The sequence below is a fragment of the Streptomyces sp. NPDC040610 genome (genome assembly GCF_055594065.1).
Genome location: NZ_JBVIXA010000005.1, coordinates 142880 through 157741 on the forward strand (window position 1 = coordinate 142880; position 14862 = coordinate 157741).

The following is a 14862-nucleotide window of genomic DNA, read 5'->3' on the forward strand; positions in this document are numbered from 1 at the left end:
AAGAGGGCTTCGGCTTCTTCGGTGTGGCCGGTCTGGTGCAGGAGGATGGCCAGGTTGTTCGTGGCTTCGGGGTGGCCTGTGTCGTGGGCTTGGCGGAAGAGGGCTTCGGCTTCTTCGGTGTGGCCGGTCTGGTGCAGGAGGATGGCCAGGTTGTTCGTGGCTTCGGGGTGGCCTGTGTCGTGGGCTTGGCGGTAGAGGGCTTCGGCTTCCTCGGTGCGACCGGTTTCCTCCAAGAGGATGGCAAGGTTGTTCGTGGCCTCGAGGTTGCCCCTGTCGTGGGCTTGGCGGAAGAGGGCTTCGGCTTCCTCGGTGCGGCCGGTTTCCTCCAGCAGGATGGCGAGGTTGCTCGTGGCGCCGGGGTGGCCTGTGTCGTGGGCTTGGCGGTAGAGGGGTTCGGCTTCATTGGTGCGGCCGGTCTGGTGCAGGATGAGGGCGAGGTTGTTCGCAGCTAGGCTGTCGCCCTTGTCGGCCAGTGGTCGCATAGCTGCCTCCGCGACGTGGAGTACGCCACCTTCGTAGGCGCTCCCCGCGACGGCGAAGCGTTCGTCATCGTCAGCCACGTGCGCGAGCGCCACCTCCCGTACCCACTCCGGCACCGCCGACTCCACCCCGTCCACGAGATAGTCGAACGCCGACCACCACCCCTCCCTCACCGGCACCAGCGGACTCGTCACCCCCAGCCGCACCCGAGAAGCCCACGCGAACGCCTCCTCAAGCCCTTCCGGCCGCAGCACCGAACCGCCCGCATCCGCCAGGCACCGCTCGTGCACCTCCACCAGCAGCCCCCGCGAGTACGGCCCCCGCAATCCCGCCCGGTACAAATCAACGGCGGCCGTCACGAGTGCCGCCCCACGCGCATGGCCGCCACCCGCCCGCCGAGCGCGCCGCCACTCCCGCAACAACACCGGCCCGGCGGCCATGTACTCGGCGATCCCGTACGTCCCGTGGTGCACAACGGCATCCGCGATCCGCGAGTCGTCGCACTCCCCGGCGCGGGCCAACTCGCCCTCACTCCACAGCCGGTCCAGATCCACGACCTCCGCCATGCGTAGCACCCGCGCCCCAAGCCCTGCCCAGCTCTGCGCGACGCCACCGTCATCTCCGCCGACGCTGAACGTTTCGTACGGCTTCAGCCGCATCGTCGCCACCACCGGCACCCGCAGCCGTACGAACTCCGCGAGCACCTCGGGCTCAAGCCCCTCCGGCCCCAGGTACTGCTCCAAGTCGTCCAGCCACACCACACACCGCAGGCCCCTGTGGCACTCCAGCACCTCCGGAGCAGGCCGCAGCCTCGCCCCCACCGGGGGCGCCAACACCCGGTACGCGCCCAGCAGTTCCCGTACCGCCTCGAACGCCGCCCGCGTCTTCCCGGCCGTGGAGTCGCCCACCACCAGCACGAGGCCGCCCTCCTCGGCCGCCTCCCGGATCCGCTCCCGCAGTTCGGCGTCGACGTCCCGCTCGACGTACGGCGGGAGCTTGCTGCCGTCCTCGCCGGGCCGCGCCCGATGCGCCCCGGCCGTGAGGGCGTCCCAGTCGCGGGCGAGCGGCCAGCGGTCGGGGTCCTGCAAGTACGGCTGCTGAGGCGCCCCCGCCCGTTCCCCGCCGAACGTGACGGACCCGATCGACTGCGCCTGGATGACGTCGCGCTGCTCGCCGCCGGAGATGTGGTTGTCGCCCGTCATGCCTACCTACGGTAGTCGGGGGTGACTGGGGCCGTGGGGTGCGTGGTCAGTCCGGGAGGTCGTCGGGCGCGGTCTCGCGGCGGATGGTTTCCGCCTCCCGGGTGTGGCCGAATTCGTCGAGCAGGAGCACGAGGTTGTGCGTGGCCTCGGGGTGGCCCCTGTCGTGGGCGTGGCGGTAGAAGGTCTCGGCTTCGTCGATGCGGTCGAGTTCGTCGAGGAGGACGGCGAGGTTGAAGGTCGCGTCGAGGTGGCCGTGGGTGTGGGCGTGGCGGAGCAGGGACTCGGCTTCCTCGGGGCGGTCGGACTGCTTCAGGAGGATGGCGAGGTTGTTCGTGGCGGCGAGGTGGCCCTTGGCGTGGGCGTGGCGGTAGACGGCTTCGGCTTCCTCGGGGCGGTCGTTTTCGTCGAGGAAGACGGCGAGGTTGAAGGTGCCGTCGAGGTGGCCGTGGGAGTGGGCGTGGCGGTAGAGCGCCTCGGCCTCTTCGGTGCGGCCGACGTCGGCCAGGAGGTGGGCGAGGTTGTTCGTGGCGTCGAGCTGGCCGTTGTCGTGGGCGTGGCGGTAGAGGGCCTCGGCTTCCTCGACGCGCCCGGCCTTGGCCGAGAGCAGGGCGAGGTTGAACGTGGCTGTCAGGTTGCCGCCGTCCGCCAGGGGGCGCACGGCGGCTTCGGCGACACGGAGTGCGTCGGCTCTGTACGCGCTGGTCGCGATGGCGTAGCGGTCGTCGTCGTCCGCCGCGTGTGCGAGTGCCGTCTCCCGGATCCAGTCCGGTACGGGCGACTCCGCGCCGTCGACGAGGTAGTCGAACGCCGACCACCGGCCCTCGGCCACCGGCACCAGGGGACTCGTCACGCCGAGCCGCACCCGGGCGGCCCACGCGAAGGCGTCGTCGAGGCCTTCCGGCCGCAGTACGGACCCGCCCGCGTCGGCCAGGCAGCGCTCGTGGACCTCCACAAGGAGCCCCCGGGAGTACGGTCCGCGCAGCCCCGCCCGTGACAGGTCGACGGCCGCCGTCACGAGTGCGGCGCCGCGCGCATGGCCGCCGCCCGCCCGCTGGGCCCGGCGCCATTCCCGTAGCAGCACCGGTCCGGCGGCGATGTATTCGGCGATCCCGTAGGTTCCGTGGTGGGCGACTGCGTCCGCGATCCGCGCGTCGTCGCAGGCCCCGGCGCGGGACAGCTCGCCCGCACTCCACAGGCGGTCCAGGTCCACGACCTCCGCCGTGCGCAGGACCCGCGAACTCAGCCCCGCCCAGCGCCGTTCGTCGGTGCCGTCGTCGGTGTCCGCGCTGAACGTCTCGTACGGCTTGAGTCGCATCGTCGCGATGACGGGGACGCGTAGGCGTACGAACTCCGCGAGCAGCTCCGGCTCCAGGCCGTCCGGCCCGAGGTACTGCTCAAGGTCGTCCAGCCACACCACGCACCGCCGGTGCGCGCAGGCCTCGACGGCGTCCGGGGCGGGTCGGAGACCCGCGCCCGCCGGGGGCGCCAACACCCGGTGCTCGGGGAGCAGTTCGCGTACGGCCTCGAAGGCGGCGCGGGTCTTTCCAGCGGTGGAGTCGCCCACCACCAGGACGAGGCCCCCGTCCTCGGCCGCCTCCCGGATCCGCTCCCGCAGCTCGGCGTCGACGTCCCGGGCCACGTATGGGGGCAGTTTGCTGCCGTCCTCGCCGGGCCGCGCCCGATGCGCCCCGGCCGTGAGGGCGTCCCACTCCCGGGCGAGCGGCCAGCGGTCCGGGTCCTGCAAGTACCGCTGCGGCGGCGGCCCCGCCCGCTCCGTACCGAACGTGACGGACCCGATCGACTGCGCCTGGATGACATCGCGCTGCTCGCCGCCGGAGATGTGGTTGCCCGCCATGCCTCCCTACGGTAGTCCGGCCCCCCGCCCCAACCACCATGTCCCACAACAGACTAGAACGCTCTATTCAGTTGATCGCGAAGTCGGCGACATGATCGGCGGCCCATGTCGTGAACGGGCGCGCCGGGTGGCCCGTCAGCTCCTCCACCGTGGAGGTCAGAGCGACCGGCTTGCCGTCGTTGGACTCCCACCAGTTCAGGAGGGCGTCGGCGTACCTGGCGGGGATGTAGTCCGCCATTTCCTGCTTCCACTCCTCGCGGGTGACCTGCTTGATCGTGGCCGGGCTGCCCGTGACCGCGGCGAGTCGGTCGATCTGCTCGCTGAACGAGAGCGACTCGGGGCCACTCAGAGTGAACGTGCCGCCGTGGTGGCGGAGTTCCCGGATGACGGCCCGGGCCGCCTCCGCCACGTCCAGCTCGTGGATCGGGTCGCTGTGCGCGTCCGGGAACGGCAGGCTCACCGGGCGGCCGGCCTTGATGGGCCACGCCCAGGCTCCGGCGTTCGACGCGAACGAACCCGGGCGCAGGATCGTCGTCGTGATCGGCGAGGCCAACAGGGCGTTCTCCACCGTGAGATGGGACGCGGCCAGCGGGTCGTCCTCGGGGGCCGGGCCCAGCACGCTCGATGAGGACAGCAGCACGATGTGCTCGACTCCGGCCCGTCGGGCGTGGTCGACGAAGTCGGTGATGCGGTCGGGGGAGGCGTAGAGGAAGACGGTCTTGATGCCCGCCAGGGCCGCGGGGAAGTCGGCCGGGTCGGTGAGCGCCAGGCGCGTGGTGGGCACGCCGGGGGGTGGGGCGAGGTCGTCGGGGTGCGCCGAGGCCAGGCGAAGGGGGAGGCCTTCGGCGTGGAGGAGGGCGGCGAGGTGGGTGGCTACCGCGCCGCGGGCTCCGGTGATGAGGATCATGGGGTTTGGGGTCCTTTCGTGTACCGCCGCTACCAGGAGAAACGGCGAACGATTCCGCAGCGAACGATTCCCGTTCGTAACGAACGGCGTTCGCTCGGGCTCCTCCTCAAGCTAGGTAACGAACGCTGTTCGTGTCAAACGCCGTTCGCCCCGGGCTACGCTTCCCTCATGACCACCCCGCCGATCAGCCGCCGCGCGCGCCCCGCCAAGGCCCCCCTCAGCCGCGACGTCATCGTGCGGACCGGCCTGGAGATCCTGGACCGGGACGGCCTGGACGCCCTGACGATGCGCCGCGTCGCCAAGGAACTGGACACCGGCCCGGCCTCGCTCTACGTCTACGTGGCCAACCGCGACGACCTCATGACGGCGATGCTCGACGCGGCCCTCGCGCAGGTGCCCCTCACGTCGGAGGGCGCCTGGCAGGAGCGGCTTCGTACGCTGATGACCGCCGCGACGGAGGCGATGAGCCGCCACGAGGGCCTGGCCGCCGTCGCCCTCGGAGCGATCCCCACCGGCGACAACGCCCTCCTCGTCCTGGACCGCATGCTCGCCCTGCTCAAGGAGGGCGGCCTCGACGACGTCACAGCCGCCTGGGCCGTGGACCTGCTCTTCCTCCACATCGCCGCGGCGGCGGCCGAGCAGGCCGCGTACAACACCAAGGACACCGACGAGGAGGACACCATCACCGCGGCCGACCGCCGCTACGCCTCCCTCCCCGCCGACAAGTACCCCATGATCACCGGACTCCGCGAGGCCCTGTTCGCCCCCGGCGACCGCGACACGTGGCACCTGAACGTCCTGATCAACGGCATCCTTCACACGCCTGCCCGCTGAGCGCGCGCGTCCTCGCGAGCCGGGACGGGGCGCCGCCGCGCCGACGGCGGTAGTACGCGATGGCGAGGGCGATGACGATGGGCCCCCACACGGCGGTCGGTGCGACGCACACCTGGGCGAGCGTGTGCCAGGCGCTGTTGGAGTACTCGACGGTCTCGACGACGCCGAACACGGTGAGCCTGCGGCGGCCGCCGATCGGCACGTCGGTGAACAACGCGCTGAGGATCAGACCGCCGACGACAGCGGGGACGACGGCAGCCAGCGGCCGCACACGCCTGCCGCCGATGACCGGTATCCAGTCGGGTGCCACCTCACCCCACCCCCGCACCAGCCCGATGGCCAGGATCGCGGTCACCTCCGTGAGCACACTGAGCGCCAACACGTACGGAACACTCACCCAGTACGACGGCATGCCCTGCTCCTGCACCTGCCCCATCTCGAAGTGCACGGCGAACGGCAACCGCCACAGACACGACGGCAGCAGAAGCAGCGGCAGCGCGTACGCCAACCGCATCGCCCAACGCGGAACCGGCCGCTCGGTGTCACTGACCGGCGGGGCTGTGTGAAAGATCTTCGGTGCCATGGATCAAGCGTCGCGGGGCAGTTGGGACGGGGGATCAGCCGCACGGCTGGAACTCCTCCACCGTTTGGGGGAGGCGCCCATCGGCCCAGGGCGAACCGGCACTGCCGTGGCCGGGATCTCCATATCGGAACTCGGGCCGCGGACACTACGTTTCCCGGGAGAGATCCTCTCGGGGGACGCCGTCAGAAGCAGTGGAACGGTCGGCTAGGAGGCACCTGTGCGTGAGCGCTGGCAGAAGTATCTGGGGCAAGGGGACGACTTCGGGGATCAGTACCAGCGGCCCGGTGGGCAGTGGTCCGCGAAGCCCGGTGACGAGTGGCAGCAGTACATGGACTACTACCTGATGGGCAGCGGCGCCTTCGCCAGCGGCGTCATCCTCGACTTGGAAGGAAAGACCCTCGCCACCTCCTACGACATCCAGGTCACGGAGAAGGAGGGCTGTCTCCTGGGCGCCCTCGTCGACGAGCCGGAGAACCTGGGCTCCCGGTCGGTGCGAATAGGCGGCCACGAGTACGCCAACCTCGGGCACGAAGTCCGTACGCTCCATGGCTCGAACGGCTTCAACGGCTTTCTCGCCGCCAAGTCCAAGACCGCCCTCGTCGCCTGCCTCTATGTGGAAGGGCAGCCCCGCAGCGACGCCTCCAACGTCCTGGAGAAGTTCGTGGACTTCTTGGTGAAGAAGGGACTCTAAGGGCTCTCGCGGCAGGGTGTGGTGCCGGGCGTGCTCGCGCGCTTCCGGTACCGCCCCGGCGTTACCCCGAACTCCCTGCTGAACGCGTGCGACAGCGCGTACGGCGAGCCGTAGCCCACCCGGCGCGCGATCGCGTCCAAGGGCACCTCGCTGTCCCGCAGCAGCGCCGCTGCCCGCGTCATCCGCCACCAACTCAGGTACGCCATCGGCGGGCGGCCGACCAAGCCCGTGAACTTGCGGGCCAGCGTGGCCCGGGAGACGCCCGCGCCGGCCGCCAGGGCGTCGTTCGTCCAGGGGTGGGCCGGGTCCCTGTGCAGCAGGCGCAGGGCCGTCGCCACCGCCGGGTCGCCGAGTGCGCACGCCCAGCCCGGCGTCCCCGCCTCCGCACGGTCGGCCAGCCACGCCCGGATCAGGTAGACGAGGAGCAGGTCGAGGAGGCCCGGTACGGCGATGTCCGCGCCGGGGCGGGTGCCCGTCGTCTCGTGCGCCAACAGGCCCAGCGCCGCGTGCAGTTCGGGGTGGCGGTCCGGGGCCGCCGGGAGGTGGACCACGTCGGGCAGCTCGGCCAGGAGGGGGTGGGCGCGGGCCTGGTCCAGGCGGTATTTGCCGCACATCAGCTCTGCGGTGGGGGTGTGGGGTTCGAGGGTGTCGGGGTCGGAGGTGTCGGGGCCGGGGGTGTCGGGGGCAAAGGTCCCGGTTCCGGGGGCGCGCTGCTGACGCTGGGCCGACCAGCTCTCGAAGTCCACCGCCCGCCTCGCCGCCGCGGGCCCCTCCGCCGTCGCGTCCGCGAGCACGTGCTCCGAGCCGTGCGGCAGCAGCACCACATCGCCCCGGCCCAGCGCGACCGGTCGCCGCCCCTCGTCGAGGAGCAGCTGGCAGCCGCCTGCCAGGACCACATGGAAGCCCGCCCCCTCGTACGCGGACAGCCGGGCGCACCAACTCCCCGCCGCCCGCACCCGGTTCGCCGAGGGGGCGCCGACCCGTACCGCCGCGATCGCGTCGCTCACCACGTCCATGCGGTCAGCGTACGCGGAGAGTGAGACGTTCGCGTATTTGGATGAGGTTGTCGCGCATTGAGACGCTCATGAGTGGCTCCTAGCGTGGGGGTGCGGTGGTCGAAGGCCGACCCGAGTCTGATGGAGGGCGGAGTCATGGAGCGGTTCACTTTGGGGGACGTCGAGGTCCTGCGGGTCGAGGAGCTGCGCGGGCGCTTCGGGTCCGGGCGGGTGCTCGTGCCCGACTGCCCGCCCGAGGTGTGGGACGCCCACCGGGAGTGGCTGGAGCCGGACTTCTGGGAGCCCGATGACGACCAGGTCGTGGGCGTCGTACAGACGTGGGTGCTGCGCAGCGAGGGGCGGACGATCCTCGTCGACACGGGCGTCGGCAACGGACGGCGGCGGCCCGGCTCGCCGCACTTCGACCAGCTGGAGACGGACTACCTGGGGCGGCTCGCGGCCGTCGGCGTACGCCCCGAGGACGTGGACGTCGTCGTCAACACCCATCTGCACGGGGATCACGTCGGCTGGAACACGCGGGCGGAGGGCGACAGTTGGGTGCCGACGTTCCCGAACGCCTCGTACCTCATGCCCGCCGCCGACCACGCCTACTTCTCGCCGGAGGGCGCCGCCGGACGCCCCGCGCCGCGCGACGACGCCGGGCGCGCCCGGCGTGATGAGCAGCGGAACATCTTCGCGGACAGCGTGGAGCCGGTGGTCCGGGCCGGGCAGGCCGTCCTGTGGGAGGGCGGCCATCGCATCGACGGCCACCTCACCCTTGAACCCGCCCCCGGTCACACCCCGGGCTCCTCCGTCCTGCGGCTCGCCTCCGGCGCGGACCGGGCCGTCTTCGTGGGCGATCTGCTGCACACGCCGGTGCAGATCCTGGAGCCGGGGTGCAGCAGCTGTCTGTGCGAGGACCCGAAGGGGGCGGCTGTGAGTCGGCGGCGGGTGCTTGAACGGGCTGCTGATGAGCGGGAGTTGTTCGTGCCCGCGCACTTCGGTGGCTCGGGTGTGGCCGAAGTGCGGCGGGAGGGTGGGAAGTTCGGGATTCGAGGGTGGGGGGCGTAGGGCTTGGGGGTGGGAGCGCGGTGGGGGGCGTGGCGCTCAGGGGTGGGGGGCGTGGGCCCCTAGTGTGTTCCCCTGATCGATATCCGGGGGATTCCTGATGGGGCGGGGTGGGCCCGGCTGATGTGCTGGTGCCATGAACCACAGCTCGCTGCGCTTACCTTCCCGCCGTCCCCGTCCCCGTCCCCATCGCGTCCACCGTCCCCGTCGTCTGCCTGTCGCCCTCGGCGTGGCCCTAGGCGCCGTGTGCGCGCTCACCGCCGCCGCGCCGGGCTCCGCCACACCTGCCCCTGCCAAACCGGCACCCGCCCAGGCCCCCGCCGACAAACCGCACCGACCCCCGCCACCGACGCACGCGCCGACCCAAGCGGCCCTCGACCGGATCGTCGCGCAGGGCACGCCCGGCGTCATAGCCCAGGTCCGGGACGGGCGCCGGGTGTGGAACGGCCGTGCCGGGGTCCGCGACCTCACGACCGGGCACCAGCGCGGCAGCCACGAGAAGTTCCGCATCGCCAGCCTGAGCAAGACCTTCACGTCCGTGGTGCTGCTCAAGCTGGAGGCCGAGGGCCGCCTGTCCCTGGACGACAGCGTCGAGAAGTGGCTGCCCGGCGTGGTGCGCGGCAAGGGGTACCGACCGGGGGCCATCACCGTGCGGCACCTCCTGAACCACACGAGCGGGATCTTCGACTACAACATGGACGAAGGCTTCCGCGCCAAGTACGCGGGGGACGCGTTCGACAAGAACCGCCACATCCGGTGGAAGCCCACGCAACTGGTCGACATAGCGCTCGCCCACCCGCCCGACTTCCAGCCGGAGCAGGGCAGCAGGCCGGGTTCCGCCGGGGAGTGGGACTACTCGGACACCAACTACATACTCGCCGGAATGATCATCGAGAGGGCGACGGGCGACACGTACAAGGAGGCGGTCGACCGGCTCGTCATCCACCCGCTCGGCCTGCGCGGCACGAGTGTGCCAGGCCTTTCGCCCAAAGTGCCCCGGCCGCACGCGACGCACTACTCCACGCTCTTCGAGGACCCACCGCACGCGAAGGTGCGCGACGTCACCGAGTTCAGCCCCACGGTGGCCTTCGCCGCCGGGCAGCTCATATCGACCACGGGCGACGTGAACACCTTCATGGCGAAGCTGCTGCGCGGCCGACTCCTGCCGCCCGCCCAGCAGCGGGCCCTGCTCGCCGCCGTCCCCGTCGACGGCGACAAGGGACACGGCGGCCCGGATGACGTCTACGGCCTCGGCATACGTCACTTCAAGCTGAAGGAGGGCTGCTGGGCCTGGGGCCACGGCGGCATGATCCCCGGATCGGCGAGCCGCACGGTGGCGTCGGCGGACGGACGGCATGTGCTGACCCTGAACCGGAACGGGGACTGGGGCGAGCAGAAGGGGGAGGACGCGGTGGTCGAGGCGGAGTTCTGCGGGGGCTGACGGGCCCCGGGCTCCTCGGGTCGGCCGCGCCGGAGGGGCTGCTCCGGAGGCTCATCCAGAGCGGGGCTACTCCGGAGGCCCACCCAGCCCCCACGCCTCCCACATCGCCGCCGCGAACGCCGCAGCCAGCTTGCGCTCGCCGTGCTCGTTGGGGTGGGTGCCGTCGTAGGTGTCGAGGTGGATGTCGTACTCGGGCGGGGGTGAGGCCAGGAGCAGGGCGGAGGCGGAGGTGTCCAGGTCGGCGACGGTCTTGGCGAGGAGTTCGTTGAAGCGGGTGAGCTCGGCGGCGAAGTCGGGGTCGTCCTCGGCGCGGACGTTCGGTATGACGGGGAGGACGGCGAGGGCGACGCGTGGGTTGGCGCGGCGGGCCTCGGCGACGAAGCGGGCCACGTTGGCGGCGGTCTGCTCGGCGTTCGTGTAGAAGCCCAGGTCGATGAGGCCGAGGGAGACGAGGAGGACGTCCGCGCGGTCGGCCTTGACGGCGTCGGCGATCAGCGGGGTCAGGTGCTGCCAGCCCTCGCCCCAGCCCGCCAAGTGGCGGCGGGGGAAGTCGGGTTCGGCGTACTCGTACGACGTGGGGGCCTCGGTCGCCTTGTCGTACAAGGTCTCCCGGGGGCCGACGATCTTGAAGGGGGCGCCGTGGGTGGCGCAGAGGTGGCGCCACATCCAGTAGCGCCAGGTGTGTTCACCGGCGCTTCCGATGGTCATCGAGTCGCCGACGAACATGAACCTGAGCATCCGCTCATCATCGCGGTACCGGGGCGCCTCAGGCCGCCCCGCCGCGTGTGAGGCTGAGCACGCCGCACGGCCCCGGGGCCGGGTGCGCCGCGCGGATGGCACGCTTGGGCCATGCGCTCGCTTCCGTCTGTGGTCCCCGGTGTCGCCACCGCCGCCGTCGCCGTGTCCACGGCGTTCGCCCTCTCGGTCCTCACCGCCCCGGCGGCCCACGCCGACGACGGCAAGGGCGGCAAGGGCAACGACGGGTTCAGCATCAAGGACCCCCGCATCACCGAGTCCAGCGGGCTCGTCGCGTCCCGCGCGCACCCCGGGGTGTACTGGACGCACAACGACCAGGACAAGGGCGCTTTCCTGTACGCGGTCGACAGCGCCACCGGCAAGACCGTGGCCACGGTCACGATGACGGGCGTCGGCAAGCCGCGTGACGTCGAGGCGATCTCGATGGGGCCCGACGGGGATCTGTACGTGGGGGACATCGGGGACAACCTCGGCGGCAAGTGGTCCTTCGTGTGGATCTACAAGCTGCCCGAGCCCAAGGAGCTCAAGGATCAGTCGATCCGGGCGAAGCAGTACGTGGTGAAGTACTCGGACGGGCCGCGTGACGCCGAGTCGATGATGGTCCATCCGAAGACGGGGCGGGTCTACATCGTGGACAAGAAGGAGGACGGCGAGGCCAGCCTCTACCAGGGCCCGCCGCCCGCGCGGATGTCCACGTCCCGGACCAACGTCTTCCAGCGCGTCGCCGACGTCGACCTGTGGGCGACCGACGGCGCCTTCTCGCCCAACGGCAAGCAGCTCGCCCTGCGCGGCTACTTCGGCGGCGTCTCCTACCGCTGGGAGGGCGACGGCAAGATCAAGCGCGAGGGCCGGCTGAGCGTGCCACTGCAGCGCCAGGGCGAGTCGGTGACGTACAGCCCCGACGGTTCCCGTCTCATGTACGGCACCGAGGGCCAGGAGAGCGACGTCGAGCCGAGGGACGTCGAGGGGGCGGGGTCCCCCGGCGGATCGTCGTCCAACGGGGGAGGCGCCGACGGTGACGACGACGGGGGTGTGTTCGGCGGCGGGTACAAGGGCGGGGCCCTCGCCATCGCCGCCGTCCTGGTGGCGGTGTTCGGGCTGAAGCGGCTGTTCGGGAAGAAGGGGAGCTAGCTCCGGACGGGCCCCCGGCGCGGCGTCGGCTAACCCGCGGCCTCCCGCTTGCGGCGTTCCACCAGTACCTCCAGGCCGTCCAGGATTCGTTGGAGGCCGAATTCGAAGTGGTCGAAGTCCGAGCCGAAGGCGTCTTCCGAGAGGGTGGAGAGGAGGGGGAAGTCGCCGCTTTCCATGACTCGTTCGAGGACCGGGCGCTGGGCCTCCCAGAACGCCTCGTCGGAGAGTTGGGAGTCGGCCTCGGCCTGGGCCGCGTGGACGTGATTGCGGGCGACTCCCGACACGTATCCCTCGACCATGATCAGGACTGAGATCAGTTCGGGGTCGGTCAGGCCCATCGGCTTGATGTGTGTGAGGACCCGCTCCAGGCCGCCGACCGCGCTCGGGCCGAGTACGGGCCGCGCCTGGTTGACCTGGAGCAGCCACGGGTGCTTCTGGTGCAGCGCCAGCGTCGAGCGGCCGTACGCCGCCACGGCCGCGCGCCAGCCGCCGTGGAAGGCCTCCTCGTCGTCGCCGGGCGCCTGCACGTGGTTGAGCATCAGGTCGAGCAGCTCGGCCTTGCCGGGGACGTAGCGGTACAGGGACATCGTGCCCGTGCCCAGCTCCGTGGAGAGGCGGCGCATGGAGACCGCGGCGATGCCCTCGGCGTCGGCGAGCCGCACGGCCGCGGTGACGATCCGCTCCAGTGTCAGGGCCGGTTTCGGTCCGCGCGTGGGGCGCTCTCCGCCGCCCCACATCAGTTCCAGGCTGCGTGTGATGTCGCCGCTGCCGCTGGTCTCCGTGGTCGCCATGGATCTCACGATAAGCCCTTGGGGGAAAACTGGGTACGGTGTACTCTTAATTGGGTACGGTGTACTCGGTTCGGTGGGTTGGCTCGGGAAAGGGGTCGGGCATGGGGTCGGGAGTGGAAGGCGGAGGGGCAGTGAGCGGTAGTGGAATCGGTGGGCGCGACGACGTCGGCGAGTACGCGGTGCGGGCCCGCGGCCTGGAGAAGCGGTACGGCGACAAGAAGGCCCTGGACGGCTTCGACCTGACCGTGGCGCACGGCACGGTGCACGGCCTGCTCGGTCCGAACGGCGCGGGCAAGACCACGGCGGTGCGCATCCTGTCCACGCTGGTCCGGCTCGACGGCGGCAGCGCCACGGTCGGCGGCGCGGACGTCCGGCGCGACGCCCGTGTCGTACGCGGCCGCATCGGCCTGACCGGTCAGTACGCCGCGGTCGACGAGATGCTCAGCGGGCGGCAGAACCTGGAGATGTTCGGCCGCCTCTTCCACCTCGGCGGCAAGCGGGCCGCGCTGCGCGCCCAGGAACTCCTGGAGCAGTTCGGCCTGGAGGCGGCCGCCGACAAGGGGGCGGGGACGTACAGCGGCGGCATGCGGCGCCGCCTCGACCTCGCCGCGTCGATGATCCTCGCCCCGTCCGTGCTGTTCCTGGACGAGCCGACGACCGGCCTCGACCCGCGCGGCCGCAGCGAGGTCTGGGACTCCGTACGGGACCTGGTGGGCCGCGGCACCACCGTGCTGCTCACCACGCAGTATCTGGAGGAGGCCGACAAGCTCGCATCCCGCATCACCGTCATCGACCAGGGCCGCGCCATCGCCGACGACACCCCCGACGGCCTCAAGGCCACCGTCGGCGGCAGCCAGCTCGAAGTCGTCGTCGCCGAGCCCGCCGACCTGCCCGCCGCCGTCAGGGCCGTCGCCCGCGTCGCGCACGGCGTGCCCGAGACGGTCGACGCGGAGCGCCGCGTGCAGGCCGCGGTGACCGACCGGGTGGCCGCGCTCACCGACGTCGCCCGCACCCTCCAGGACGAGGGCGTCGCGGTCGAGGACATCGGGCTGCGGCGGCCGAGCCTGGACGACGTGTTCCTGCGGCTCACGGGGGGCCGGCCCGCGGGGGAGCCGGACGGGCAGACGCAGACGCAGGGCCAAACGCAGGGGCAGGCGCAGGGGTTCGACCGGACGGGAGCCGCGGCATGAGTGACGTGATGGCGACAGCGACGAGCGGGACGACGAGCGGCGGGGGCAGCGGGAGCGGCAGCGGCGTCGGCGGTGGCCTCGTCGGCGGGCCGGAGCACGGGCGGGCGTACTGGGCGGTCGCCGACACCCTCAACATCACCCGTCGCTACCTGACCCACTTCCAGCGCCAGCCCATCATGATCGCCTGGCAGCTCGGCTTCCCGATCATCAGCGTGCTCCTGTACGGCTTCGTCTTCGGCGAGGCCATGAAGGTGCCCGGCGGCGAGGGCGACTACAAGCAGTTCCTGATGCCCGGCATGTTCGTGATGACCATGGCCTTCGGCTTCATGAACACCGCGATGGGCGTCGTCACGGACGCCTCCAAGGGCGTCATCGACCGCTTCCGCTCCATGCCCATGGCACCCTCCGCGGTGTCGGCCGGGCGCGGCCTCTCCGACCTCGTCGTGGCCTGCGCGGAGCTGACGATCCTCGCGCTCACGGCCCTCGCCATCGGCTGGCGGCCGGGCAACGGCGTCCTCAACACGGTGGCCGCGTTCGCGCTCCTTCTGCTGCTGCGCTTCAGCCTGATCTGGGTGGGCGTCTGGCTCGGCCTGCTCGTGCCCAGCGCGGAGGCGGCCGGGGGCCTGTACGCGGTGGCGTTCCCGCTGACGATGATCTCCAGCGTGTTCGTGGCGCCGTCCCTGATGCCGGACTGGCTGGCGCCCGTCGCCGCCTGGAACCCGGTGTCGTCCACCGGCACGGCCGCCCGCGAACTCTTCGGCAACCCCGGCGCGGGCGGGTCCAGCTGGGTCGAGCAGAACGCGGTGCTCATGGCGGTGGTGTGGCCGCTGGTGGTGACGGCGGTGTTCCTGCCGATGGCTGTGCGGAGGTTTCAGCGGCTGAGTCGGTGAAGGGGGTTGGGTACGCGGAAGGGGGTCCGGGTACGGGGGCGGGTTCCG

At 71.5% G+C, this 14862-nt stretch carries 14 protein-coding genes; 7 read left to right on the top strand and 7 right to left on the bottom strand.

What is annotated here, in order from left to right; translation table 11 throughout:
• The 3 genes from ACZ6AA_RS19410 to ACZ6AA_RS19420 form a co-directional block, all read right to left on the bottom strand.
• On the bottom strand, positions 1-1682 hold a 1682-nt coding region (locus ACZ6AA_RS19410), incomplete at its 3' end, for a tetratricopeptide repeat protein (RefSeq protein WP_471459086.1).
• Between the two features lie 46 nt (positions 1683-1728).
• Complete coding sequence (locus ACZ6AA_RS19415; protein ID WP_471459088.1) at positions 1729-3537, bottom strand: tetratricopeptide repeat protein; 1809 nt, start codon at positions 3535-3537, stop codon at positions 1729-1731.
• A gap of 67 nt (positions 3538-3604) precedes the next feature.
• A complete protein-coding gene (locus tag ACZ6AA_RS19420; protein ID WP_471459090.1) occupies positions 3605-4444 on the bottom strand; it encodes an SDR family oxidoreductase in 840 nt (279 codons plus the stop codon).
• 168 nt (positions 4445-4612) lie between these two features.
• Between ACZ6AA_RS19420 and ACZ6AA_RS19425 the strand changes: the two genes are divergently transcribed.
• A complete protein-coding gene (locus ACZ6AA_RS19425; RefSeq protein ID WP_468457296.1) occupies positions 4613-5278 on the top strand; it encodes a TetR/AcrR family transcriptional regulator in 666 nt (221 codons plus the stop codon).
• On the opposite strand, the gene ACZ6AA_RS19430 is transcribed toward ACZ6AA_RS19425, so the two are convergent.
• The gene (locus tag ACZ6AA_RS19430; protein WP_471459092.1) at positions 5247-5861 is read right to left on the bottom strand and encodes a hypothetical protein; all 615 of its coding nucleotides are present in this window, start codon (positions 5859-5861) and stop codon (positions 5247-5249) included. The genes ACZ6AA_RS19425 and ACZ6AA_RS19430 overlap by 32 nt on opposite strands.
• 217 nt (positions 5862-6078) lie before the next feature.
• On the opposite strand from ACZ6AA_RS19430, the gene ACZ6AA_RS19435 reads away from it, so the two are divergent.
• Positions 6079-6552 carry a profilin gene (locus ACZ6AA_RS19435; RefSeq protein ID WP_471459094.1) on the top strand — a complete coding sequence of 158 codons (474 nt, stop codon included), beginning with the start codon at positions 6079-6081 and terminating at the stop codon, positions 6550-6552.
• On the opposite strand, the gene ACZ6AA_RS19440 is transcribed toward ACZ6AA_RS19435, so the two are convergent.
• Entirely contained in the window at positions 6549-7568 is a 1020-nt protein-coding gene (locus ACZ6AA_RS19440; protein ID WP_471459096.1) for an AraC family transcriptional regulator, read from the bottom strand. The two genes, ACZ6AA_RS19435 and ACZ6AA_RS19440, sit on opposite strands and share 4 nt — an antisense overlap.
• A gap of 135 nt (positions 7569-7703) precedes the next feature.
• Here ACZ6AA_RS19440 and ACZ6AA_RS19445 point away from each other — a divergent pair, with 135 nt between their 5' ends.
• The gene (locus ACZ6AA_RS19445) at positions 7704-8618 is read left to right on the top strand and encodes an MBL fold metallo-hydrolase (RefSeq protein WP_471459098.1); all 915 of its coding nucleotides are present in this window, start codon (positions 7704-7706) and stop codon (positions 8616-8618) included.
• A gap of 226 nt (positions 8619-8844) precedes the next feature.
• Complete coding sequence (locus ACZ6AA_RS19450) at positions 8845-10056, top strand: serine hydrolase domain-containing protein (RefSeq protein ID WP_471459100.1); 1212 nt, start codon at positions 8845-8847, stop codon at positions 10054-10056.
• Positions 10057-10122: 66 nt separating this feature from the next.
• Here ACZ6AA_RS19450 and ACZ6AA_RS19455 read toward each other — a convergent pair whose 3' ends face one another.
• Positions 10123-10794 carry a GDSL-type esterase/lipase family protein gene (locus ACZ6AA_RS19455; protein ID WP_468457286.1) on the bottom strand — a complete coding sequence of 224 codons (672 nt, stop codon included), beginning with the start codon at positions 10792-10794 and terminating at the stop codon, positions 10123-10125.
• Between the two features lie 111 nt (positions 10795-10905).
• Between ACZ6AA_RS19455 and ACZ6AA_RS19460 the strand changes: the two genes are divergently transcribed.
• On the top strand, positions 10906-11943 hold the full coding sequence (locus ACZ6AA_RS19460) for an SdiA-regulated/phytase-like domain-containing protein (RefSeq protein WP_471459102.1): 1038 nt from the start codon (positions 10906-10908) through the stop codon (positions 11941-11943).
• Positions 11944-11972: 29 nt separating this feature from the next.
• Here the strand turns inward: ACZ6AA_RS19460 and ACZ6AA_RS19465 are convergent, their stop codons facing one another.
• Complete coding sequence (locus ACZ6AA_RS19465) at positions 11973-12734, bottom strand: TetR/AcrR family transcriptional regulator (protein WP_468457282.1); 762 nt, start codon at positions 12732-12734, stop codon at positions 11973-11975.
• A gap of 101 nt (positions 12735-12835) precedes the next feature.
• Between ACZ6AA_RS19465 and ACZ6AA_RS19470 the strand changes: the two genes are divergently transcribed.
• Complete coding sequence (locus ACZ6AA_RS19470; protein WP_468457280.1) at positions 12836-13924, top strand: ATP-binding cassette domain-containing protein; 1089 nt, start codon at positions 12836-12838, stop codon at positions 13922-13924.
• Entirely contained in the window at positions 13921-14814 is an 894-nt protein-coding gene (locus tag ACZ6AA_RS19475) for an ABC transporter permease (RefSeq protein WP_468457278.1), read from the top strand. The genes ACZ6AA_RS19470 and ACZ6AA_RS19475 overlap by 4 nt, the downstream gene beginning before the upstream one ends.
• The last annotated feature ends 48 nt before the right edge of the window (positions 14815-14862 follow it).

Excerpts from the sequence above, each read along its gene's own strand:
- ACZ6AA_RS19430 (WP_471459092.1), bottom strand. The coding sequence starts at position 5,861 with ATGGCACCGAAGATCTTTCACACAGCCCCGCCGGTCAGTGACACCGAG.
- ACZ6AA_RS19475 (WP_468457278.1), top strand. The coding sequence starts at position 13,921 with ATGAGTGACGTGATGGCGACAGCGACGAGCGGGACGACGAGCGGCGGG.
- ACZ6AA_RS19440 (WP_471459096.1), bottom strand. The coding sequence starts at position 7,568 with ATGGACGTGGTGAGCGACGCGATCGCGGCGGTACGGGTCGGCGCCCCC.
- ACZ6AA_RS19455 (WP_468457286.1), bottom strand. The coding sequence starts at position 10,794 with ATGCTCAGGTTCATGTTCGTCGGCGACTCGATGACCATCGGAAGCGCC.
- ACZ6AA_RS19470 (WP_468457280.1), top strand. The coding sequence starts at position 12,836 with ATGGGGTCGGGAGTGGAAGGCGGAGGGGCAGTGAGCGGTAGTGGAATC.
- ACZ6AA_RS19460 (WP_471459102.1), top strand. The coding sequence starts at position 10,906 with ATGCGCTCGCTTCCGTCTGTGGTCCCCGGTGTCGCCACCGCCGCCGTC.
- ACZ6AA_RS19425 (WP_468457296.1), top strand. The coding sequence starts at position 4,613 with ATGACCACCCCGCCGATCAGCCGCCGCGCGCGCCCCGCCAAGGCCCCC.
- ACZ6AA_RS19420 (WP_471459090.1), bottom strand. The coding sequence starts at position 4,444 with ATGATCCTCATCACCGGAGCCCGCGGCGCGGTAGCCACCCACCTCGCC.
- ACZ6AA_RS19415 (WP_471459088.1), bottom strand. The coding sequence starts at position 3,537 with ATGGCGGGCAACCACATCTCCGGCGGCGAGCAGCGCGATGTCATCCAG.
- ACZ6AA_RS19465 (WP_468457282.1), bottom strand. The coding sequence starts at position 12,734 with ATGGCGACCACGGAGACCAGCGGCAGCGGCGACATCACACGCAGCCTG.
- ACZ6AA_RS19445 (WP_471459098.1), top strand. The coding sequence starts at position 7,704 with ATGGAGCGGTTCACTTTGGGGGACGTCGAGGTCCTGCGGGTCGAGGAG.